We start from the raw sequence: 20,460 nt of genomic DNA on the forward strand, positions 1-20,460 counted from the left end.
GGCTCGGACTTCTGCCATTCTCGTCGGGTCGAAGTCGGTGGAAGGACAACGCGATGCGCCTCAACGAGAACCTCCAGAACGGCCTCATCCAGCGTCACAACCTGGTCACCCAGGCCAGGCGCCAGAACTTCGGCCAGGAGGTGCAGTACGCGGCAGCCTGGATTCGCAAGCAGCCGGCCCTGGTCGGCATCCTCGACGAAGCCCGCCGGATCGAGGAACCGCCGCCGGTGGACCAGTGGCTCCGGGAGTGCGAGGACGAACTCGGCGTCGTCTGGCCGACGGCCACGGAAGAGGGCCGGGCGCTGCTCGGCTGGGAGCTGCTGAGCAGCCTGCGCGCCGACGAGGCCGAGAACAAGGCCGTCGACATCTTCGGCCGCACGGGCGGAGACATCGACACCTGGATCCGGCAGATGGCCAACGACGCCTTCACCCCCCTGTTCGTCTGGCTCCTGGAGCAGCTGCAGCGCCGCAGCAGCGTGACCCACGCTCTGCGCCGCTACCTCTACGTCACCGAGACCTTCGAGCGGGACGCACTCCATGTCGAGTACCTGACCCGCACCACCACCGGCGAGGAGCTCTACAACGACCACCTGCAGAAGTTCCTGTTCCTGGACGGCGAGTACGTCACCTACGCGAAGGTCCGCTCCGCCTCGGGGGAACCGGACCTGGTCGGCGAGCTCGACACCTGGGACCCGATCGTCCTGGACGGCAAGCTGTTCAAGAACGACCTGAAGTACCTCGCGAAGGGCGTCCGCCAGGTCTACGAATACGCGGTCGACCACGGCAAGCACACCGGCTACCTGGTCGTCTTCAACCTCACCGACCGCGTCCTGAAGGTCGACGGCGACGGCCCTGCCGGCTTCTGGCCGCCCTACTTCGAGATCGCCGACGTGCGCGTGCACGTCGTGGTGGTGCGCGCCCTCCCGCCGGAGACCACCGCGAGCAAGCGCGGCACCGCGACCGTGGCCACGCTGACCGGGAGCCTCGTGCAGCAGGCGGTGGCCGCCGACCTGGGTGAGAGCTGACGAACGGCGTCGGGCCGGACGGCTGGAGGAGCCGTCCGGCCCGACGCCGCTTCAGGCGACCGGCAGCAGCGCCGCACCCGGCGCGGGGGCCGACGGCGCAGCGGCCCGCGCCGACCTCCACGCCGTCTCGAAGCCATCGCGTGCCTTGCTGGGCACGCTGGCCGGGGCGGTGACGAACTGCTGCTCGACCGCGGGGAAGTGCTCACCTCGCTGAAGGGTGACCACCCGGTCGAAACCGAAGGCGTAGCCGTCGACGACGCTCGCGGTGTGCGCCAGCTCCCGGCCTGGGACGGAGGCGAAGCGGTCGAGCGAGGCCTTCGCCAGGTGCCGGGGGAGCATCCCGACCCGGCGGACCGAGCGCCACACCGTCCCCTTGCGCTGCGGGTCGTAGCAGCCGGGAACCCGCCGGGTGCACGACTGCTTGGGCAGGCCGCGGCACGCCTTGCACCGCGGGCGCGGCTCGCCGTGCTGCAGCTCGTAGGCGAGGCAGGCCGCGCAGCGCGGCCCGTGCCAGCTCCGGCACCATGCGGAGCGGCCCGGGGTGAGCACGCGCCGCACCTCATAGACGCTCCACGGCTCGGCGTCCAGGCGGGCGGCCAGGAGGTCGAGCGCCCGGGTGTTGCCGGCCAGGTGAAGCTGCTGGCGCAGCGAGGAGTTGGCGTAGAGCGTGAAAAGGGGGTTCAGGGCCTGGGCGGTGTACTCCAGCAGCGCGGCCTCCACGATCTGCTCGGGGAAGAGTGCGGCGCGGGCCATGTGGTCCGGCAGCGATCCGGCGGACGTCGGGTACGGACAGGCCCAGCAGTAGCTCTTGGGCCATGTCACACCGAAGCGTTCCCGCAGGTAGGACAGCAGCTTCGGTCGATCCCAACCCCAGTTGATCAACGGATACCAGGGGTTGCGGCCGGTCTTGCCGTAGGACGTGTCGACGCGGGCCCGCCCGGTCTCGCCGGCCTCGAAACCGATGATGTGGCGGTAGCTACCGGTGAGGTACAGCTCGAACCACAGGTCCAGCGGCTCTCCCTTGCTGTGCACGGAGCACAGCCTGGCGCCCCCGCGCATCGGGATGGTGCCGGACAGCTGCAGGTCGAGCAGCAGGCTCCACTCCCCGCTCGTGCGGATCGTGGTCGGGGTGCGGGTGTCGGTCAGGATCTCGATGCCGTCCTTGGCGATCGAGTGGCCGCCGCGGGCGATCTGGACCAGCCGGACGCGCTTGGCGCGCAGCAGCGGGAGGATGTACCGCTCGGCCAGCTCGACACTGTCGGACCACTCCATTCCCGTGACGGCGTTGATCACGATCAAGTCCGAGAGGTCGGGGCGGAGCCCGAAGGCCACCGGGTCCTCCAGCATGCGGACCAGGATCGCGGTGGAGTCCGCGCCGAGCCCCCAGCACAGGACGGTCGTGTCGCAGGGCGCAGGTTCGGGGAAGGCGTTCTCGGGGGCGAACAGCGTGAGCTGACTGATGGACATCGGCGCTCCACATGGTGAGGGGACTCCGGGCGGCGGCTGCCGCCGAGGTGCCCGGCCGGTTCGAAGGGGGAGGTCCGGCGCCAACCGGACCAACTAGAGAAGTATATCAGCTCATGGGCATGATGGGTGCGGGATTTGCCTCCTGACCTGCATGGATTCCAGCTGTTCCGCTGGTGCGGGGGGTGCGGGGCGGTGGCGCCGGCTGGCCGCCGCCCCGGGGTGTTCAGCGCAGCGCGGCCAGCGCGAGCAGGGCAAGGTCGGTGCCGCCGCGCAGGCGCAGGTCGACTCGTGCGCTGTCGGCGCCGCCCAGGCCCGGGGCGAGCGTGATCTCCGCGTGCGGCGCGTGCGGCAGGCCGGTGCGGGAGGTGAGCCGGGTGGTGCCCGCGGCCTGGGTGTTGGTGGGGAGCAGCGGCCAGGCCGCGGCCAGGCGCCGGGCGGCTGCCCCGCAGACTCCGGCGGTGGGGTCGTCGGCGGACCGGCCGTCCAGGGCCAGGCGCAGCAGGCGCTCGGCGTAGGGGAGTCGGAGGCGCTCGGCCCGGACGACGACGGCGTGGTCGCCGGAGGGGGCCGCGGTGATCCGGGTGCCGTCCAGGTTCCAGCAGACCTTGAAGTCGCCGGCCTCGGTGTCGGTGACGGCGCGGCGCTCGGGGGCGAGGGGGCTGGAGCACAGCTCGTACCGGAGCTCCCGCCGGCGGGCGAAGCCGTCGGTGCCCGGTCCGGCGGCGAGGGTCGCCCGGTCGGCGGCGGGCAGGTGGTGGCGGGCCGCGGCTGCGGCGAGATGGCGCGGGTGGACGCGGCGGCCGGGGACGGCGGCGGCCTTCAGCGGGGCGCAGCCGGCGGGCCAGGCCGCCATCTTGACCGTGCCGCAGGGGCTGGTGGTGAGCAGCAGGGTGCGGGTGCCGTCGGTCAGCCCTGCCGCGGCCAGGCCGTCCAGCTCGGCGCCCGGCGCCGGGTGCCAGGACCTGCCTGCCCGGGTGGGCAGGTGGCTGGCGGTGGCGGCGGCGAGTTCCTCGGCGGCGCGGAACTGAGTTGTCAGGCGCATGACTTTGTCTCCTTGGTGGGATCTCGGTTCGAAGGGGGACCGTGCCGACGGGGCCAGCCGTCGGCACGGCACGGGTGTGGTGCGGCTCAGAACAGGGTGTCGGGGCCGGCGGACGGCTCGGGGAGCAGCAGCGCGGCCAGCGGGGCGAGCCGCTCGCGGGCCAGCGCCTCGCGTTCGCTCGTCTCACTGGCGGTGGCGGGCCGGACGCGGACGCTGTCGACGTCCGGGGCGTCCTCGGCGGTGTAGCCGGACTCCTCCAGCACCCCGATCATCGCGGCCAGGGTGCTGACGAAGTTGTCGGTGAGGCACCACAGCACGACGCTGTCGTACGGGCGCTCCTCGGTTGCCGGCTCTTCGCGCAGCGCGAAGTCGCCTTCGTCGTCCGGGCCGCAGTCCTCGGGCGCCGGTGCCGGCTGCCATCCCTTGGCGGCCAGGACATCGGCGACCGCCCGCTCGGTGGCCGGGGGTGGGCCGGGCGCCGCCTTTCGCCGGGCGGCGGCCCGGCGCCGGGTCACCGCTCCTCCTGGTCGTCGTTGTCCCCGCCGTCCTCGGGGACGTCGGGCAGGGGCATCCCGATCTCGGTGAACCACTCGTCGACGATGCCTGCGGTGTCGCCGCCGTTGAGGTATCCCTCCGCGGCCTGCATGCCGGAGAGTCGGGAGTGGAGCAGGGCGACGGCGGCGGTCAGATCGGCCGCCTCGGGGGCTTGCTGGGTCATGGTGCTCCGTTCTGTCGGGCTGGGCCGGGGGCGGCGGTGCGGGCCGCCCCCGGCGGAAGTGGGTGGTCGGTGCTGCGGGGATCGGCGCCGCAGGCCGGTGGGCCCGGGGGCGAAGGGCTGGTTGCAGCCTTCGCCCCCGGCCGGGGCGGTGCGGGTCAGGCCGCGAGCGCGAGGTCGCGCCGGAGCGGCTCGCCGGTGACGGCTTCGACCAGGGCCGAGATGATGAGCTCGGCGACGGGCGGGGTGACCGCGTTGCCGTACTGGCGGACCTGGTCCTTGGCGGAGCCCAGCACGACGTAGTCGTGGCCGAACGCCATGGCCCGGCCGATCTCCCGGGGCGTCAGCATCCTGAACAGGACGTCGTCGAGGTCGATCTCGCAGCCGTCCAGGAGCTGGTGGGTGATCAGCGACCACCGGTCCTTGGTGGTGATGGTGCCCACCGGGTCGGTGACGGGCCGGGCCCGGCCGTTGGTGTAGTACGGCACCAGCAGCCGCTGGATCTGCTCGTTCGGTGCGGTGACCAGGCCATGGTGGTTGCCGCTCGCGGTCACCGTGGTCAGCGGCACCGTCACCGGCCGGAAGCGCCCCTTGTCGCCCCCGCCGCGCAGCGGCACGATGAACGGCTCCCAGCCCAGCTCCGGCTGCGCGGGGCCGGTCGGAGCGGCGAGCAGCGCGTCCTCGGCCTCGGCGACCGGCTGGGGCCGGTACTTGCGCAGCCCGGCCAGGATGCGGGCCAGGGTCGCGTCGGCCAGGGGCTCGGAGCGGTCACCGACCCGGGTGCCGGGGGTGCTCCAGTCGATGATGCTGTCGGCGCCCAGGACCTCCGGCTCGACGATGCTGTGACGGCAGGCCGAGCTGGGGCAGCGGTAGTAGTACTGGCCGTGGCGGCCGTAGCTGCCCATGTCGTCGCCGGGCTTCTTGAAGACCTGCAGAGCGTCGACCATCTTGTCGCAGGCGCGGCAGTAAGCGCGGGGGCGCAGCCACTTGTCCCAGTCGGGCCGGCGGCCGAGCTTCTTGTGCCAGTAGGCCACGTAAGCCCGATCGCGGGACTGCGGAGCGGGCAGGCAGCGCACCGGCCGGGCGTGCGAGGAGTTGAAGGCGATCACCTTCACCTCGTAGCCCTCCGCCTTGATCTCCCTGATCCAGCGGTCCCACTCGGCCCACTTGCGGACCTCGATCACGTTCTCGACCATGCCGACCAGGACCGGGGTGCCGCGCAGGTTCATCGCCCGCAGGTACCGGGGGACCTCCTCCATCAGAGCCCGGGCCCGCTTGATCATGGGGTCCGGCTCCTTCTCCCCGAACAGCACGCCCTGGGTCGACTTGTCGAAGTCCCGGCGCTGGCCGCGGGCGTCGGCCCACGGCGGGCAGCTGGGGGAGGAGCAGAAGACGTCGGCGGAGGGGAACTTGGTGATGTCGGTGCGGGCGATGTCCTCGACGAAGTGCTCCACGTGCGGGAAGTTCGCCGCGTGTGTGGCGACCGCCTGCGGGTTGTGGTTGGCCGCGAGGATCAGCTCCGTCCCGGGGACGGCGTGCACGCCTTGGCTCGTACCGCCAGCGCCGGCGAACTCGTCGAACACCTTGAGCGTCATGGGCTGTGTCTCCTGTCGGAAGGTTCGAAGGGGTGTCGGCCCGGCGGCGGGGAGCCACCCCCACCGCCTGCCAACAAGAGAACTATATCAGGCTTCATGCCCGAATGGAAGCGGGTTTGCCGTCCTGGGGCCGCCGGTCAACGGCCCCATACCGCCCGCAGGCGTGCTTCGGCCGAGCGGTGCAGTTCGATGCCCTCCAGCTCCGTCCGGCCGAATGCGCGGTATTCCGCGTCGGCCTTGCGTAGCTTCCGGGCCGCCTCGGTGCTCTCCCGCCTGGCCTGCATCACCCGCCCGTAGGCGTGGCCGGCCTGGATGCGCAGCGACTCCTCCCGCATCCGCGTCAGGTCGTCCTCAAGCTCGGGGTTGGCGAGCGCGTCCGCGATCAGTGGCGGCAGCACCTGGAGCGCCTTGCGGGCCGAGGCACTGTCGGCCCGGGCGCCATCCCGACTCCGGGCCCACGCCAGGGGCCAGGCGCCGCCCGTCGGCGACCGCTCGTGCGAGAACTCCAGCACCAGGGGGATGCGGTACTCCACGTGGACCGTCGACCAGGCGGTGATCCGGTCCAGCTGCTCGGCGGCGGGCGGCACCGAAATGATCGCTCGGGCGCCGCGCCAGGGGAGGTCCCTGGTGAGGGTGTTCACGACGTGCCCCCGGATGTCTGGCTGGGCGCAGCGGGGCGTTGCGGCGGGGGGAGCGTCAGGGTGTACCGGCCCGGGTGGTCGGCCACCCCGGCGATGTTCCACGGCCTGTCGGCGGCGGCCGGTGCCGTGCTGGCGGCGGCGAACCGGGCGGCCCACGACTCCGGGTCGCCTTCGTTGCGGCCGGCCAGCTCGACGGCGGCGTACAGCGACTGCAGGGCGTCCGCGAGCGCCCGCCCGTCCTCCGGCCACAGGTAGCGGAGCTGGGTCGGGGCGACCAGCACAGCGCTCTGGGAGCGGAGCTCGGCGAAGGCGGGCTGCGGGCCGAACCGGCTGCCGTCGCGCAGGACGACGTCGATCTGGCGGGCGTCGCTCCAGGCGGAGCGCACCACGTACGCGGCGTCGAAGGCCAGGGCGTCGGCGAGATCGGTCTGGGTGGCGGGGCTGGGGTCCAGCTCGTAGAGCCGGCGCCGGGCGTAGAGGTGGCGGGCTGGCTCGTCGTGCGGGTTGGGCGGCGGTGAGATGGTCATGGCGTAGCGCTTCCTCTCGGTGGGTCCGGCGGGGTGCCGGGGCGGCGGCGTGGGCCGCCGCCCCGCGAGGGGGCCCGGGCGGGGAATCCGGCCGGGCCTCCCGATGCGCCGTCAGAGGATGTCGTAGGAGCTCGGGTGGACGCCCTCGATCACGTAGGAGGTCGCCCCCGCCGGGATCTCGAAGCGCGTCTGCTTCGTGGCGGCCAGCTTCCGGGTGGACTCGGCGTCGAGCTCGATGTTCACGCGGCTCACGCGGACGTGGATCACCGTGCCGGTCAGGCCCTTGAGGTACTGCGGCCGGATCCGGTCGATCTTCACCCGGTCGCCGGGGCGGGCGATCTGCACCAGGGACGACGTTCGAGTGGCCGCCGCGTCGGCGGGGGCGGGGCGCAGGGTGAGGCGCCGCGAGCGGAGCGCCGCCGCGATGAGCTCCACCTGCTCGGCGGTGGCGGTGGCGATGAAGGCGCGGGTGGCCTCGACGGTCTGGTCGGACATGGTCAGTGCTCCTGTGGAGGTCGTAGCGGTTCGAAGGGTTCGGGCGGAGCCATCCGCCCAATGAGAGAACTATATCAGCTCTCATTCACGCACGCAAGCGTGTTGATCAGGTGAAGCGCACCTTGCCGGTGGCCTCGTCCAGCTCCACGGAGCCGAACTGGCAGGGGTCCTGCCGGGCGTGGTCGTTCATGCGGTCCCGGAGTTCCGGGGGGATGGCGGCCTTGAAGGTCCGGAAGTCGAGCCCGGGCATGCCGTCAGGTCCGCGGTGGGCCATCCACCATGCGCTGCCGACGTCCACGGGGTCGAGGTCGAAGGCGGCGAGTTCGGGGTGGGCGTCGACGAACCGGACGGCGGCGGCGAGCAGCTGCCGGCCCTGCTCGGCGGGCAGGCTCTCCAGGGTGAGGTCGAGGACTTCGACGTCCTCCCACTCCCGGCCCGGGGTGGTGTCCAGGTCGCCGGGGGTGGGCCGCGCTTCCCACCACACGGCCTCCATCAGGGCGCCGGAGCAGAAGGCGGCGAGGTACTCGGTGTCGCGGCCGTCGAGGTCGGCGGTGTCGGTGGTGTTCACGGTGCTCCCGTTCCGGGTCGGTGGCTCTTGTGTGCGGCGTCGGCCGCCCCCGTTGCGGGCGGTACGGCCTCGGTCTTCTGGTGGATCTTGCTCTCGGTCACGCCGGTGTGGCGCAGGTAGGCGAACAGGCGGTCCGCCAAGTCCTCGTACGCGCCGTCGGCGTGGCGGTCGCACGGGCGAAGCCGCTGGGTGCGGCGCTCCTCGAACGTGACGGTGAGCAGCCTGACGGCGAGCGAGCCGCAAGCGCCCCGCCGGCGGGTGTAGGCGTAGGAATCGCAGGTGATCGGTCTTGTCTTCACGGCTTCTCCGGGGGTGGGTCGGATCGGTCGAAGGGGTCGGGCGGAGGTGGTGCCACCCTTGGCCAACTAGAGAACTATATCATGTCTAAGCCATGAATGCGAGCGCAATTCCGCTCCGCCCTGGTGGTGCCGTCACACGGCCAGGGTCAACTGCTTCGGAGTCCTCAGCTTGTCGACCACCTCGCTGCGCCACGCCATGGCGTAGGTCCGGCAGTTGCGGCAGTCGACGCCCCGGTGCGTGCAGCCGGCCAGCCGGATGTTGCGCCGCCGCGCCCCGAATGACCAGGCATAGCTGTCCGCGCTGGCGAGGTGGTGACCGTAACGGTCCAAACCATCCGATTTGATGCCGAAGCCGTGAAGGGCGTACCCGCGGCCGGCCAGGGTGGCCAGGATGTGGCCGGTGGCCCGGGTGCCCTGGCGGCGGCAGACCGATCCCACCCCGACCCGGAACGCCTGGGCCAGGTCGACCCCGGCCCGCTCGTACATCCGGCAGTGCTCGACGTAGTCCTCCACGCTTTGGCCCTGCAGGATGGGAATCCACGGGGCCCGGTCGAACTGCTCCGTGAGGTACAGGTACGAGTCGACCGTGAACTCCTGGTGCCGGCGCAGCCCGAACCCGCTGCGCGCGAGGATCTGCGGCTCGGTCATCCAGTCCTGCACCGACGCGAACACCGGCGGGGCGCCGAAGTCGTCCATCAGCCGGTAGACCATGCCGCCGTACTCGTCGGGGTCCAGCAGGAACTCCCCGTGCTCGCCGATCTGCGAGAACCCGGCGCTGTCCAGCGCCCACAGGCACCGGGCCGACGGGAACCGCTCGCCCCGGCTGCGGTACCTGGCCAGGGCGTTCACCGAGAGCATCAGCGGGACCGGGGAGTCCTTGGCCCAAGAAGGCGGGGCGCCGAGGAAGAACGTGGTGCGGTCGGCAATGGCGGGGGCGGACGGGCTCATGGCGTCCTCCTTCGGGAGGGGGCGGGTTCGCGGGGGCGTCGAAGGCGCGCCGAACGGCCGGGCCGGACGCCGCCCGGGGGTGCGGAGAGGGGCCGGTGCGGGCGGGTGCCGCACCGGCCGGGTGGAGCGGTGGTCGTCAGGCCGCCGCGGGAGCCTCGGCCGCGAGGTCCACGCCGATGTGGAGCACCTCGAAGGTGTCGGTCCGGCGCCGGATGTCCCCCGCGTGCTGGTAGACGGCCGTGCTTGCCCGGCCGACCACGACCACGGCCGCCTCGGGCTTCAGTGCCAGCACCGCCCGCGCCGCCGCGCCCCGGGCGGTGCAGATCACCACGGAGGGCCGGTCCGCGCGCCAGGATGCCGTGCCACAAGCCCCGGCCAGCCGGATGTACAGCCGGGCGGTACCGTCCGCCAGCGCCTCCGAAGCCCGCTCAAGGTGCCCGGTGACGGTCTGCACCGGGGATTCCGAGGCCGCGTCGTCGGGCAGTGGCGCGTCCTGACCGCAGAACTCCTCCAGCTCCAGCAGCAGCCGCTCCCGCTCCTCCCCTTCGGCCTGCATGCCCTCCCGGACGGCCCCACCGAGCAGCGGGGACGCGCTCTCCAGCGCCCGCTGCTGGATCGTGCCGGCCTGCTCGCAGAGCTTGACCGCCAACGCGAACAGCTCCCGCTGCTCCTTCTGTCCGGCCAGGCGCGAGCACTCGTCGTCGAGTTCCTCCCGGACGGCCTTCACGGTGGCCCGCAGGGTGCGGAAGCGTCGGGGGCGGGTGAAGCCGCCGTAGGGCTTGGTGTCCTGCTCGACCACGACCAGGGAGGTCTTCGGCCAGCCGCTGGCGTCCAGCGGGCCGAGCTCCAGGTCGAGGATCAGGGTCGGGCGGGAGTCGTGCAGCGGCCCGTACGGGAACCCGATCGTCGGCGTGGGGAACGGCACCACGCCGGACGTCAGGTGGGCGTGCAGAGTCGCCGCGCTGGGCTGGACCTGGTGGCGGTGCAGGCGGGCGAGGTACAGGCCGACCGTCCACATCTGCCAGGCGGCGGTGCCGAACGGCTCGGACGGCATCGCCAGGCGCAGCACCTCCTCCCCGCCCCGGCCGTCGGAGATCACCGCGTTCAGCACCGCGTACGTCGGCCGGGGCGGCTCGGACGCCTTCTCGGCGGGGGTGGTCTGAGGTTCGGCGGCGGGGGCGGTGCTGCGCGGCATGGTCAGCTCCTCGGATCGGACTGGTTCGAAGGGGTGTCGGCCCGGCGGTGGGGAGCCACCCCCACCGCCTGCCAACAAGAGAACTATATCATGCGGAAGCCACGGTGTCGAGCGTGGTCAGGTCCACGGAGGCGGGCGTGCCGTACGCCGCCGCGATCCGCTCGGCCTGCCGGTGCTCGAACAGCGCCCACAGCACGTCGAGATCCCTCGGGTCGACGTTGCGCAGCTGGACGTCCACCAGTTCGCCGGCCTGCCTGATCTCCAGCTCGGCGCTCGCCCCCGGGTGCGGCTCCAGGTCGACGCACACCCGGTGCACCCCGGCGCGCACCTCCCCCTCCCAGCCCCGCTGCGGGAAGCGGTCCAGCAGCGCCCTGGCCACCGCCGCGCGCTTCTCTGCGGCGGAGGTCCGGGCGTGGAGCTCGTCCACGGCCCGGGAGTAGGCCGCCTCGAACTGAGGCAGGAACCGCCGCCGCATGTCCTTGGCCAGCGTTCCCAGCGGGCGTGACAGGTCGAACCCGATCTCGGGGCGACCCTTGTCGCTGAAGAAGTGGCCCGGGATCTTCGGGTACCGACCCCGGACGGTCACCCGGTAGCCGTGAGGATTCGCCGGCTCCCGGTCCAGCTGGCGGCGGTCGATGCGCAGCCAGAAGCCCCGGCCGCGACCGTCCGTCACGAACTGCCACTCGTCGTCCCGCTTGTACGGGCAGTTGTCCAGTCGCCACGGTGCGCCCAGCAGGGCGACGAGTTCCGCGATCCGGGCGCGCGGGAATCCGGACATGGGTGCTCCTCTCCGGGGCTGCTCGGCCGCCGGTGGGTTCGAAGGGGGATGGTGCGGAGCCGCGGTGCCGCCTCGGCTGGTTTCGTCGACGAAAGTCTGGAGGAGGTGTTGCGGGGCGGCGGTGCCGCCGCCCCGGTCTCACGGCAGGTAGCAGCGGCACGGCCCGTCCTGCTGGCAGGAATGGAAGATCTCCCGCTTCGCCCCCCAGTCCATCGGCTGCTCGCCGGACTCCTGGCGCTCGCCGCAGCGGCAGAGCGACATGTCCAGCTCGGGGTTGTAGGTGACGAGCGCGTGCTCGCGGTGCTGGCACCATGCCGCGGTCTCGGTGCCGGTGGTCGCCTGCTCCGCCGCCGGCTTCGTCTTCCGCGCCAGCGCGGCGGCGCCCTCGTGGGTTGCGCGGGTTCCGATCCGGACGACGCGGTACACCATGAACCCTCGCGGGTGCTCGATGATGCTGGCCCCGTCGACGACGGCGATGACGTCGCAACCGTTGATCTTCCTCGGAGGGGTGACGTTCGGGTAAGTGGAGGCGTCGGCGGGGGTGGGCTGGTTCACGGGGGCTCCGTTCTGTGGTCTGGGCTGCTGCTGGTTCGAATGGGCGCGGGCGGGAGTCACCCCAGCCTCTCAATGAGAGAACTGCATCATGCTTGAGTCACGATTGGCGGCGCAGTGATCCACTCGGCGATGGCGTCGATGCACTCGCCGAGTCGGTCGGCGGGGCGCGCCAGCAGGTCGTACTCGGCGCCGGTTCCGTCTCCCCTGTGCGCGTGCCAAGCGTCGCCGGGGCGCGGAGCCCGTTCGACGGTGATCTCCTCCCCGTCGGCGTCGCTGTAGAGGTAGAGCACGGCGTAAGGGCCGTCCGGCTCGCACGGTGAGTCCGGGCGGGTCTGGTCGTAGTCGACCACCACCCATGAGTTCCTGGAGCCGCCGATCATGCTCTCGTCGTCGGTGTAGGCGGTGATGCCCCAAGCGGCCAGGGCGCGAAGCGCGGCGACCTCCGCCGTCTCGGCATCCTGGGACCCGGCCGGTGCGTCGGCAGGGCTCTTAGGGGTGGGCTGGTTCACGGGGGCTCCGTTCTGCGGCTGGGGCCGCTGCTGGTTCGAAGGGGTGTCGGCGGGCGGAGGGGGAGCCGCCCCCTCCGCCCGCCAACAAGAGAACTATATCACACCTTGCTCATTTCGTGGGGTGATTTACGCGGCCAGGGCTAGGTACGCGGCGGCTGCTGCCTCCCCGACATGGCGGCGTAGCGCGTCCCCGCGCTCCCAGTGCAGCTCGCCCTCGGCCGCGTTCAGCCGGTCGGCCTCCGCCAGGACGTCGGCCATCGACCGCTTGTCCTGGAAGCGGTGCCCGATCTCCGCCTCCGCCCCGGCGTACTCGACCGCCAGCGGCCGGCGTAGCCGCGCCGCGCACACCAGGTCCTTCCCGCTCGACAGCACGCACAGCGAGCAGGACAGGCGCTCCATGCCCGCGTCGTAGGCCCAGTGGTACCGGACCCCGGTCTCGGCGATCCGCTCCCACACCTGCCGCTCGCTCCAGTCGTGGATCGGGTGCCACCGCACCACGGTCCGCTGCCCGTTGGAGGCGGAGCGGTCGACCGCGATCGGCGCCTTCCCGGCCCGGCCCGCCGACTCCTGCGCCCGCAGCCCCAGGCAGTACAGGATGCGCACCGGCCGGCCCCGCACCCCCGCCCGCCGCGACTCCTTCACCAGCGCGGTCAGCAGCTTCAGGGCCTGCGCCGACTTCTGATCACTTGTGCACCACCTGGCCGAACTCGACGGCCACATGCGCCGCTGGAGCAACTGCCGCCACAGCCCGCCCTGCGGCCGGCGCAGCGTCACGAACCGCAGCCCGTAGTGCTCGGCCTGCTCCCTGGCCAGCTCCATCGTGCCCGGCCACTCGATGCTCTCCCCGGAGTCGGTCACGTCCAGGTCGTTGTGCACCACCACGATCCGGTCGCGCGGCACCCCGGCCGCGTCGGTGCTGCGCACCACCTCGTCCAGCATCGCCTGCGAGTCCTTGCCCCCGCTCGACGCGACCACGATCCAGTCGTACCCCTCCGGCCCGTGGCGCGCCGGGTTGAACTCGACGTACCCGACCGGCACCTTCGGCAGCGGCCGGGCCTTGCGCGCCGCCCGCGCCAGCTCCGCCAGCACCTCCCGCAGCCCGACCCCCGGCTGCGCCACCCACCCGGCGATCCGCTCGACCGCCCCGCGGCCCAGCGCCGGGTCAAGGCGGTCGGCCAGGAAGCGCAGCGCCTCGTCGCAGCGCGCCCATACCCGGTCCGCCACAGCACCCGCCCGCACCGGGTCCTCCACCGGCCGCCGGGGCGTCTCGGCCGCGTGCGCGGCCAGGAAGATCGCCCCCACCGGGTGCAGGGCCCCGTGTTCCGGCAGCCGGGAGCGGGCACCGGTGCCGGTGGGCGCGGGCGGCGGTTCGGCGCAGCTGTCCGGCGAGAGCCCGTGTTCGGCGATCAGCCGGGAGGCCCATTCCAGGGCCTCCCCGATCCGGGCCAGGCGGGTCCGGGGCGCCCGCTTGGCCTGCGGGAGCGCCGCGCCCAGGCACGGGCGCCCGGCCGCCACCGGCGCCGGCGCCTCGAACAGGGCGAGTTGGTTCGTCATGCGGATGGTCCTCCCGTGCGGGCGGCACCGCAGGCCCGACAGGCCGTGGTGCCGCCGGATGGTCCGAAGGGATCGGCGGAGACCGCGCTGCCAGGCGCGACCGCCGCCGCAGTTGCCGTCCGGGGCCGCCGGCGCCGGTTCGCGCCGACGGCCCCGCGCATCAGTGCGCCGCCGGGTCGGGCAGCGCCAGGCAGCAGCGATCGGCCTCCTCCTGGGTGGCGTGCTGGCAGAAGGGGAGGTTGTCCCAGGCGTCGGGAAGGCACTCGATGCCGCCCGCCGTGAGGATGTCGTCCAGGCGCTGCCACACCTGGGTGACCGGGTGGTCCTCGGGCAGGGTCCGCACGGCTTCCACCATGACGGCGTGCAGTTGCGTGGTGCCGAGTTCGTCCAGGTCGACGTCCGGCTCGAAGGCGGCGTCAGGCTCTGCGGGGTTGTCCATGGCGTCCTCGTTTCGGTTCGGCGGAGTCGGGGGCGATCCGCCCGGCCTCCAATGAGAGAACTGTATCAGAGTTAGTCCACGAATGTCGAGCGCCTTTCCCTGCTTCGTCGACCGGTCGGTCCGCTGCGCCGCGCGGCGGGGGCTGCGGGGGTGGGCCGCACAGTGGCGCGGCCCACCCCCGCGGCCGGAAGGCCGCCCTGGTCAGTACTCCGGCGTCAGGGCGTGGAAGGCGTGATCCAGGCACTCCGGCCGCAGGGTCCGCCACCCCTCGGCCGCCTCCACGGTCCGCACCATCGCGTCCGTCAGTTCGCGCCGGTGGCGGGCGTCGGCGTGCGAGCCGTTGCCGGGCCCGTGGACCGTGACGTAGGCGCTGCCCTCGGACGGGTCGCCGAACAGGTGGTCCCACCGGTACCCCCACACGGGCACTTCGGGGCGGTACCGATCGAATCCCGCACGCCATAGCAGGGCGTCCACCTGGCCGCCCGGGGTGTCGGCGAACTCGACGGCCGTAGCGGCGGCGCTCAGGCGTAGCGCCCGCCCGACGTGCCCCTCGCGCGCCTCCTGGCGGAAGTTCCAGCCCGCGCGGCGCAGCGCGGCCAGGGCCCGGCGGGTCGTTGCGCCGTCCACGTAGGCCGGGAGATCCCACCGCAGCGCGATCAGTTCGCCGGCGTCGTCGAACTCCTGCTGCGCCCCGCGCCCGGTCGGGATGTGCTCGGCGGCCAGGATGAGGAAGACGGTTCGCGGGCTCGGCAGTCCGGGGGCGTTCACCAGGCTCCCTCGATCGCGGAGCCGGGGAGGTAAGGTCCGCCGCCGGTGGCGTCGCCGTCCTCGGATGGGGCGCCGGGGATCGGGCGGCAGGTCTCGTCGCACCTGTGGAAGCGCTGTCGCGGCGCCTGCGCGGCCCCGCTGGTGGTCGGTTCGTCGGTCATGGCGTGTCCTCGCTCGTCTGGTTTCGAAGGGGGCTGGTCCGGGGTGGTGCCGCCACCCTGGATCAACAAGAGAACTATATCATCCCTAGGGCATGATCGGGTCGTCTTTTCGCGCCCGGGAGTGGAGAGCTGATGGTGATCGCGTCACCTGCGCTTGGTCCCTGCGGCGAGCGCTGCTCGGCGGGCGGCCCGCACGGCGGGGGGAAGGTACTCGGAGTGGAGCACGCTGACAGGCGGCTCCCCCGCCCGCGGCGGGACCAGCCGGGCGAACTTCACCAGCTCCGGCACCCGGGCCTCACGGCGCGAGACGCGCAGCGCCACCGCCGCCCCCTCGTTCGAGTAGAAGGGTTGCGCTTCCAGGTCCGGCGAGGAGGAGAGGAGTCCCCTGCCCACCATCATCAGCTCCCGGGAGAACACCCGGCCGAGCGGATCGTCCGGTCCGGGGGAGTGGCGGGGCAGCACGACGGCCGCCGCGGGATGCCACTGGTCGTGCAGTACCTGGTTCCACCGTTCCGGAAGCAGGACGGAGAGCTCCGCCGCCAGCGCCTGTGCGTCGGTGAGCTCCAGCAGCGCGCAGTCGACCACGGCGGCGACGGCCATGGCGTCCCACGGCCCCGACAGGGTGAGGCTGCCGCCCGTCGCCGCGCTGCCCAGCGTGACGCCCAGTCGGCCGTCGCACAGCCACGCGGTCGCATGGCCGTACTCGACGAACAGGCCGGGCTCGTCGGGGCGCTGCTCCGGCGCGCCGATCGTCAGGTGCGCAGCCACGTCCGCCGGTGCGGGGCGGACGTTCGGGGCGCAGGGCACGGCGGGCGCTTCGCGGACGGTCCGGGCCAGGAGCCGCGTGGCGGCGGGCAGCGCCGTGCCGGGGGAGAAGCGGGCGTTGCAGATCCGGGTGGGGCCCTGCGGCGAGGGCGCGAACACGGCGACCCGGAGGTCGCCGGCGGGGCCGTGGGGGCCGAAGCCGGCGGCGACCGCGTACCCGTCCGGCAGGTCGGTCCAGGTGCGGCGGGCGGCGGTGGTCACGTGGCGGGCCAAGGCGTCGGCGAGGGCGGGGAAGAGGGCATTGGGTTTCGGCATGGCGGAACTCCGGGCGGAAGGGCGGTTGGGGGCGGGCTGCCGGGGGCCGGGCCCGGAGGGTGCTCCGGACCCGGCCGTTGGGCGCGGTGTCTACTGCTGCCGGTAGGCCGGGATCGCCTCGCGGATCTTGTCCTCGTCGACGCAGGTGCCCAGGTGGCGGGTGATGCTGGGCGGGTTGCCGTTCCGGCCGCGCAGGTGGCTCCAGTACTTCGGCCCGGTCCAGCCGCACAGCTCGCAGCCGACGAACCAGGGGTTGTCCGAGCCGGGGAAGCCGCCGTAGGCCCGCCAGTGGTGCTCGGCCAGTCCGGCGAACGCCTTCAGAGCGCTGCCGATGTTGCGGTCGTTGCGTTCCTTGACCGCCATCCGCGGGTGCAGCAGGGGCACCGGGCCGATGGGCAGGGGCGCCTGGGCCAGGGCCTCGGTCAGGGGGATCGCGGTGATGGCTCCGGCGGCGTACTGTCCGGCGAGGAAGGCGGCGGCCATGTCCACGCCCTTGTCGCCCTTGGCGGGGCGGTGCAGGTTGCGCTCGGTCTCGCTGCCGTCGGCCCAGACGGCGGCGACCAGCCAGTTGCGGTGCCACCGGTAGGCCCAGCCGATCACCAGGGGGTTCTCGGTGCCGATGATCACGGGGTAGCGGCACTCGGCGTCCGGGTCGCCGATGCGGTAGGCCAGGGTGGTCGTGGTGGTGCTCACGGAAGACTCCTAGGTCGAGGTGGCTCTGTGGTGGTCAGCAGTGCTGGGCGGGCGGCCCGCCGGTGCGGGCCGCCCGGTGCGGTCAGTCGGTCGGGTCGCCCATCTCCGACTGGACCTCGCTGATCGCCGTTGCCTTGAGCAGCTGGTTTGCGTACCAAGCGCCCCAGTAGTGGTGGCGGCGCTGCTCCGCGGTGAGCTTGCGGGACCACTCGACGTGCGAGTCGTACATCCGCATGGCGTGCTCGATGTCGCCGTAGAACCAGGTGTGGGCCTCGGATCGGATGGCCTGCTGGATGGCGGCCGGGTACGCGGCCAGCTGCTCGTCCTCGGTCGGCGGGGTCTGGGTGTGGGACACGGTCTCTCCTGGGTGAGGTGGTGGTCCGAAGGGATGGGGCGCGGCCTTGCGGGCCGCGCCCCGGGTCCTGACTGTGGGTCAGTCCAGGTTCGGGACCGGCACCCAGACCTGGTTGCCCTCGTTGCCGGTCTCGGTGACCTGGACCTCACCGAGACCGCCCTGCGCCACCCACCGCGCCGCCTGCTCGGCCGCGTCCTCCGGGGACGTCGCGGTGAAGTCGTGGGTCCACTGCACGCCGTAGGTCTTGAGCTCGGGGTTGGGGGTCGTCTTGCTGTCCACGGTTCCTCCTGGGAATCGGAGCGGTTCGAAGGGAGTGGATCGGCCTCCCGGCCTCACCAACAAGACAACTATATCAACTCACGTCCACGTCTGCAACCGTGATGGACCACCTCCTGTCCACGTCGTCCACCTCGAACACATCGACCTCGCCTGCCCCGTGCACCGCCAGGTGCTCGTAGGCCAGCCGGGCGGCCTCCTCCGGCGACCGGGCGGGGAAGTCCAGGTTCACCTGCACCGCGTAGGTTCGGATCTCTCCCTCCGCCGTCGGGACCGCCGTCACCAGCAGGGCACCGTACTCCGCCCGCTCCACCCGCCAGTCGCCCGTGTCCACCAGCGCCTCGGCCAGTGCCTCGATCAGCTCCTCGCGCTCCGGCTCCCCCTTGCCGAACCCGTGCGTACCGACGTAAACGCCGTGGTCCCCGTGGTAGCCGAGCTCGTATCCGCCCACCTGGCTGCCGTACCGCACCCGCTCGAACCCGGCCGCCCACAGCGCCTGATCGACCTTGCCCAGGTTGCTGAACGGCGCACCCGGGCCGACGGGGTCACCGAAGCGCAGCACCGGCCGCCCGTCGGCGTCGGCCGTGACCTGGTGCACGCGCCAGCCGGCCAAGCGCAGCGCGGCCAGCGCCGAGCGCACCGCGAACTGGTCGCAGTCGGCGGGCAGGGCGATGTCGTGGTGCAGCCGGTGGCCGGCGGGCGGGTGCGCCGTGACGGTGAAGTCCTCGACCCCTTCGGCCACCGCGATGTCCTCCAGCGCCTCCCGGACCAGTGCGGTCAACACCACCTTGGTCAGGAGGTAGGTGTTGCTCGGGCCGTCCGTCCGGCAGAAACCGACCGGCATCGGGATCGTCCGGGAGTCGTACAGGACCCGCTGCTCCCCCAGCGCGTTCACCAGCGTGGCCCGCAGCGCGCCGGACTCCCTGCCCTCGTCCTCCGGGTCGGTCACGACGTCGACCCGGACCAGCGACTCGTGCGCGCCCGGGATCACGAGCTGGGCGACGACCGGCCCCACCTCAAGTTCGGGACGCAGGCCCGCCTGGTGGAGGACACCTCGGGCGGTCAGCAGCACGGGATGCGCCTCGGGGATCGCTGCGCCCGGGCCGGATGCGGTGGTTCGGGTCATGGTGGTTCCGTCCTCTCGCTGGTGGCGGCCGGACCGGCCGGGAGCGGCCGGTCCGGGAAGGGGTTCGGGGTGGCCGACGGCCGCGCTGCGCCGCTCGATCGCCCGGCGCAGCCGCGCCAGGTTCCTCTGCGCGGCCGTGGCCCGGCCGGTGCGCACGGGCGGCCAGCTCCCGCAGGCGCACAAGCCGCCCGGGCCCTCGATCTGCCACAGGGCGCCGCCGCGGGCGTCCAGCCGCAGGTACAGGTCGCGCGGCTGGCCGTCGATGGTCAGCTGGACGCCGACGGACCAGTCGTCGCCCAGGTGGACGGCGCGGGCGGGGATGCCGGAGCGGGTCAGCAAGGCGGCGAAGGTGCTGTGGGCCGCCGCGCTGCTCCGGGTCGCGGGCGGCCTCCCCAGCCCTCCAACGCGACGGCCGCGCCCGGTGCGGTCGCCGCTCACGCCCGGGCCCCGGCGCGGCGGCGCAGCAGGCGGCGCAGGTGGTGCAGACGTCCGGGCCGGACGGGCTCCTGCGGGGCGAAGCGGTCGGCCAGCAGCGCGTAGAGAGCGGCGTGGACGGGGTCCTTCTCGTCGAGCCACCCGGCGCAGGTGCCGCAGGTGACCAGGAGCTCCAGGGCGGGCGGCGCGGGCACGGCGACCAGGACGGCCCCGGCGGCCGGGCTGCGCGTGGTGACGGTGACGTGCAGCGTCCAGCGGCGGTGGCCGCAGTTGTGGCACGCGGTGGTGGCGGTGGTGTTCATGGCGGGGACGGACATGGTGATCCTCCGGTTCGGTGAGCCGCGCGGGACGGCGCGGCGGGTTTCGGGGGCGGGGCGGCGGCGCTGGTGCGGGACGCCCCGCGGAAGTGGGGTGTGGAAGCTGGTCAGGGGGTGGTGTGGGCGGTGCAGGGGCAGGGCAGGCCCGGGTCCTCGCGCTGCTTACGGACGGCCACGGGTGCGTCCGCCTTCGGGGTGACCTCGGCCGGGCCGCCGACGCTCCACGGCCTGCCGCCGTCGGCGGGGAGGGTCGGCACCACGCGGTGCAGGAGGGTGACGTGGGCGTGCCGGTGGCCCGGGGTGGCGATGCCGCCGCCACCCCGGCGTGCTGCGGCTGGCGGCCAAACCGCCCAGTGCAACAAGAGAACTATATCAGAACATAGACACGATCGCTGCCGTGTGAATCAGCCGTTCTGCCCGGAGGGTGCGAGGGCTTCCGGGTGGACGGCCGCGCGCCACGCGGCGGCCTGGCGGTCGTGGCCCGCCGCGTCCAGCGCGTGGCCCACCGCGTCGCCTCCGTCGGCGGCCAGCGCGGACGTGAGGGTGGACGGACCGCGCCCGGGACCGCCGTGCCTGGTCAGGTGCAGCGGGTGGATCAGGTGGGCCGACCGGCCGCTGTAGCTGGAGCCCCAGCCCGCGGCTTCGAACTCCCTGCCGATGATCGTCAGGGCCGCGCCCCACTCCGAGGTGGTCAGCTCCTGTGCGAACGCGGCCTGTACGCCGTCGTTGTCGAAGGCGAACGCGACCATGGTTCCGCGCCGGGTCGGCAGCTGCGCCGTGGCGGCAGCGATGAGCGGTGCGGCGTCCAGTGCGATCCGCAGGAGTTCGGTCGTCTGCTGGCTCGGGAGCGGGGTGGTCGTAGGCATGGCTGCTGTTCCTGTCTCTGGTGGGCTGGGG

27 protein-coding genes are annotated in these 20,460 nt (G+C 73.0%); 1 reads left to right on the forward strand and 26 read right to left on the reverse strand.

Annotation, left to right across the window (positions count from 1 at the left end):
• The first annotated feature begins 53 nt into the window (after positions 1–53).
• Positions 54–1,025, forward strand: a complete 972-nt coding sequence (locus ACWD4U_RS24190) for a hypothetical protein (RefSeq protein WP_363456388.1) — start codon at positions 54–56, stop codon at positions 1,023–1,025.
• A 51-nt stretch (positions 1,026–1,076) separates the two neighbouring features.
• Here ACWD4U_RS24190 and ACWD4U_RS24195 read toward each other — a convergent pair whose 3' ends face one another.
• From ACWD4U_RS24195 to ACWD4U_RS24320, 26 genes are all read right to left on the reverse strand, one after another.
• Positions 1,077–2,492 carry a hypothetical protein gene (locus ACWD4U_RS24195; protein ID WP_363456385.1) on the reverse strand — a complete coding sequence of 472 codons (1,416 nt, stop codon included), beginning with the start codon at positions 2,490–2,492 and terminating at the stop codon, positions 1,077–1,079.
• A gap of 223 nt (positions 2,493–2,715) precedes the next feature.
• A complete protein-coding gene (locus tag ACWD4U_RS24200; protein ID WP_363456383.1) occupies positions 2,716–3,534 on the reverse strand; it encodes a hypothetical protein in 819 nt (272 codons plus the stop codon).
• A gap of 86 nt (positions 3,535–3,620) precedes the next feature.
• On the reverse strand, positions 3,621–4,049 hold the full coding sequence (locus ACWD4U_RS24205; RefSeq protein ID WP_363456380.1) for a hypothetical protein: 429 nt from the start codon (positions 4,047–4,049) through the stop codon (positions 3,621–3,623).
• Positions 4,046–4,252 carry a hypothetical protein gene (locus ACWD4U_RS24210; RefSeq protein WP_363456377.1) on the reverse strand — a complete coding sequence of 69 codons (207 nt, stop codon included), beginning with the start codon at positions 4,250–4,252 and terminating at the stop codon, positions 4,046–4,048. The genes ACWD4U_RS24205 and ACWD4U_RS24210 overlap by 4 nt, the downstream gene beginning before the upstream one ends.
• 155 nt (positions 4,253–4,407) lie before the next feature.
• Positions 4,408–5,844 carry a DNA cytosine methyltransferase gene (locus ACWD4U_RS24215; RefSeq protein ID WP_363456374.1) on the reverse strand — a complete coding sequence of 479 codons (1,437 nt, stop codon included), beginning with the start codon at positions 5,842–5,844 and terminating at the stop codon, positions 4,408–4,410.
• Positions 5,845–5,981: 137 nt separating this feature from the next.
• Positions 5,982–6,485, reverse strand: coding sequence for a hypothetical protein (locus ACWD4U_RS24220; RefSeq protein ID WP_363456372.1), 504 nt, complete (start codon positions 6,483–6,485; stop codon positions 5,982–5,984).
• Positions 6,482–7,012: a hypothetical protein gene (locus ACWD4U_RS24225; protein ID WP_363456369.1), complete on the reverse strand. Its 531-nt coding sequence runs from the start codon at positions 7,010–7,012 to the stop codon at positions 6,482–6,484. Before ACWD4U_RS24225 ends, ACWD4U_RS24220 begins: the two co-directional genes overlap by 4 nt.
• Before the next feature lie 111 nt (positions 7,013–7,123).
• Complete coding sequence (locus ACWD4U_RS24230; RefSeq protein ID WP_363456366.1) at positions 7,124–7,507, reverse strand: hypothetical protein; 384 nt, start codon at positions 7,505–7,507, stop codon at positions 7,124–7,126.
• Positions 7,508–7,613: 106 nt separating this feature from the next.
• Positions 7,614–8,075, reverse strand: coding sequence for a hypothetical protein (locus ACWD4U_RS24235; protein WP_363456364.1), 462 nt, complete (start codon positions 8,073–8,075; stop codon positions 7,614–7,616).
• Positions 8,072–8,374, reverse strand: a complete 303-nt coding sequence (locus tag ACWD4U_RS24240; protein ID WP_363456362.1) for a hypothetical protein — start codon at positions 8,372–8,374, stop codon at positions 8,072–8,074. Before ACWD4U_RS24240 ends, ACWD4U_RS24235 begins: the two co-directional genes overlap by 4 nt.
• 132 nt (positions 8,375–8,506) lie before the next feature.
• Positions 8,507–9,322, reverse strand: coding sequence for a deazapurine DNA modification protein DpdA family protein (locus tag ACWD4U_RS24245; protein ID WP_363456360.1), 816 nt, complete (start codon positions 9,320–9,322; stop codon positions 8,507–8,509).
• A gap of 136 nt (positions 9,323–9,458) precedes the next feature.
• On the reverse strand, positions 9,459–10,517 hold the full coding sequence (locus ACWD4U_RS24250) for a hypothetical protein (RefSeq protein WP_363456358.1): 1,059 nt from the start codon (positions 10,515–10,517) through the stop codon (positions 9,459–9,461).
• Positions 10,518–10,605: 88 nt separating this feature from the next.
• Positions 10,606–11,295 carry a hypothetical protein gene (locus tag ACWD4U_RS24255; protein ID WP_363456356.1) on the reverse strand — a complete coding sequence of 230 codons (690 nt, stop codon included), beginning with the start codon at positions 11,293–11,295 and terminating at the stop codon, positions 10,606–10,608.
• A gap of 138 nt (positions 11,296–11,433) precedes the next feature.
• Positions 11,434–11,850 (reverse strand): hypothetical protein, encoded by a 417-nt coding sequence (locus ACWD4U_RS24260; protein WP_363456353.1) that lies wholly within the window; start codon positions 11,848–11,850, stop codon positions 11,434–11,436.
• 86 nt (positions 11,851–11,936) lie between these two features.
• Positions 11,937–12,359 carry a hypothetical protein gene (locus tag ACWD4U_RS24265; protein WP_363456350.1) on the reverse strand — a complete coding sequence of 141 codons (423 nt, stop codon included), beginning with the start codon at positions 12,357–12,359 and terminating at the stop codon, positions 11,937–11,939.
• Positions 12,360–12,485: 126 nt separating this feature from the next.
• Entirely contained in the window at positions 12,486–13,913 is a 1,428-nt protein-coding gene (locus ACWD4U_RS24270; protein ID WP_363456347.1) for a phosphoadenosine phosphosulfate reductase family protein, read from the reverse strand.
• Positions 13,914–14,073: 160 nt separating this feature from the next.
• Entirely contained in the window at positions 14,074–14,352 is a 279-nt protein-coding gene (locus ACWD4U_RS24275) for a hypothetical protein (protein ID WP_363456344.1), read from the reverse strand.
• Positions 14,353–14,553: 201 nt separating this feature from the next.
• The gene (locus tag ACWD4U_RS24280; protein WP_363461893.1) at positions 14,554–15,120 is read right to left on the reverse strand and encodes a hypothetical protein; all 567 of its coding nucleotides are present in this window, start codon (positions 15,118–15,120) and stop codon (positions 14,554–14,556) included.
• 305 nt (positions 15,121–15,425) lie between these two features.
• Entirely contained in the window at positions 15,426–16,361 is a 936-nt protein-coding gene (locus ACWD4U_RS24285; protein WP_363461891.1) for a hypothetical protein, read from the reverse strand.
• Between the two features lie 90 nt (positions 16,362–16,451).
• Complete coding sequence (locus tag ACWD4U_RS24290; protein WP_363461889.1) at positions 16,452–17,054, reverse strand: hypothetical protein; 603 nt, start codon at positions 17,052–17,054, stop codon at positions 16,452–16,454.
• A gap of 82 nt (positions 17,055–17,136) precedes the next feature.
• The gene (locus ACWD4U_RS24295; RefSeq protein WP_363461887.1) at positions 17,137–17,409 is read right to left on the reverse strand and encodes a hypothetical protein; all 273 of its coding nucleotides are present in this window, start codon (positions 17,407–17,409) and stop codon (positions 17,137–17,139) included.
• A 78-nt stretch (positions 17,410–17,487) separates the two neighbouring features.
• Positions 17,488–17,688 carry a hypothetical protein gene (locus tag ACWD4U_RS24300; RefSeq protein WP_363461885.1) on the reverse strand — a complete coding sequence of 67 codons (201 nt, stop codon included), beginning with the start codon at positions 17,686–17,688 and terminating at the stop codon, positions 17,488–17,490.
• A gap of 73 nt (positions 17,689–17,761) precedes the next feature.
• Positions 17,762–19,150 (reverse strand): hypothetical protein, encoded by a 1,389-nt coding sequence (locus ACWD4U_RS24305; RefSeq protein WP_363461883.1) that lies wholly within the window; start codon positions 19,148–19,150, stop codon positions 17,762–17,764.
• Positions 19,151–19,245: 95 nt separating this feature from the next.
• Positions 19,246–19,563: a hypothetical protein gene (locus tag ACWD4U_RS24310; RefSeq protein ID WP_363461881.1), complete on the reverse strand. Its 318-nt coding sequence runs from the start codon at positions 19,561–19,563 to the stop codon at positions 19,246–19,248.
• A 107-nt stretch (positions 19,564–19,670) separates the two neighbouring features.
• Positions 19,671–19,922, reverse strand: a complete 252-nt coding sequence (locus tag ACWD4U_RS24315; protein ID WP_363461879.1) for a hypothetical protein — start codon at positions 19,920–19,922, stop codon at positions 19,671–19,673.
• Between the two features lie 45 nt (positions 19,923–19,967).
• Positions 19,968–20,429, reverse strand: coding sequence for a hypothetical protein (locus ACWD4U_RS24320; RefSeq protein ID WP_363461877.1), 462 nt, complete (start codon positions 20,427–20,429; stop codon positions 19,968–19,970).
• Between the last annotated feature and the right edge of the window lie 31 nt (positions 20,430–20,460).

It is taken from the genome of Kitasatospora sp. NPDC002522 (genome assembly GCF_053595195.1).

Coding starts and splice junctions, on each gene's coding strand:
- ACWD4U_RS24190 (WP_363456388.1), top strand. CDS start 54: ATGCGCCTCAACGAGAACCTCCAGAACGGCCTCATCCAGCGTCACAAC.
- ACWD4U_RS24195 (WP_363456385.1), bottom strand. CDS start 2,492: ATGTCCATCAGTCAGCTCACGCTGTTCGCCCCCGAGAACGCCTTCCCC.
- ACWD4U_RS24200 (WP_363456383.1), bottom strand. CDS start 3,534: ATGCGCCTGACAACTCAGTTCCGCGCCGCCGAGGAACTCGCCGCCGCC.
- ACWD4U_RS24210 (WP_363456377.1), bottom strand. CDS start 4,252: ATGACCCAGCAAGCCCCCGAGGCGGCCGATCTGACCGCCGCCGTCGCC.
- ACWD4U_RS24215 (WP_363456374.1), bottom strand. CDS start 5,844: ATGACGCTCAAGGTGTTCGACGAGTTCGCCGGCGCTGGCGGTACGAGC.
- ACWD4U_RS24225 (WP_363456369.1), bottom strand. CDS start 7,012: ATGACCATCTCACCGCCGCCCAACCCGCACGACGAGCCAGCCCGCCAC.
- ACWD4U_RS24230 (WP_363456366.1), bottom strand. CDS start 7,507: ATGTCCGACCAGACCGTCGAGGCCACCCGCGCCTTCATCGCCACCGCC.
- ACWD4U_RS24245 (WP_363456360.1), bottom strand. CDS start 9,322: ATGAGCCCGTCCGCCCCCGCCATTGCCGACCGCACCACGTTCTTCCTC.
- ACWD4U_RS24250 (WP_363456358.1), bottom strand. CDS start 10,517: ATGCCGCGCAGCACCGCCCCCGCCGCCGAACCTCAGACCACCCCCGCC.
- ACWD4U_RS24255 (WP_363456356.1), bottom strand. CDS start 11,295: ATGTCCGGATTCCCGCGCGCCCGGATCGCGGAACTCGTCGCCCTGCTG.
- ACWD4U_RS24270 (WP_363456347.1), bottom strand. CDS start 13,913: ATGACGAACCAACTCGCCCTGTTCGAGGCGCCGGCGCCGGTGGCGGCC.
- ACWD4U_RS24275 (WP_363456344.1), bottom strand. CDS start 14,352: ATGGACAACCCCGCAGAGCCTGACGCCGCCTTCGAGCCGGACGTCGAC.
- ACWD4U_RS24285 (WP_363461891.1), bottom strand. CDS start 16,361: ATGCCGAAACCCAATGCCCTCTTCCCCGCCCTCGCCGACGCCTTGGCC.
- ACWD4U_RS24310 (WP_363461881.1), bottom strand. CDS start 19,563: ATGTCCGTCCCCGCCATGAACACCACCGCCACCACCGCGTGCCACAAC.
- ACWD4U_RS24320 (WP_363461877.1), bottom strand. CDS start 20,429: ATGCCTACGACCACCCCGCTCCCGAGCCAGCAGACGACCGAACTCCTG.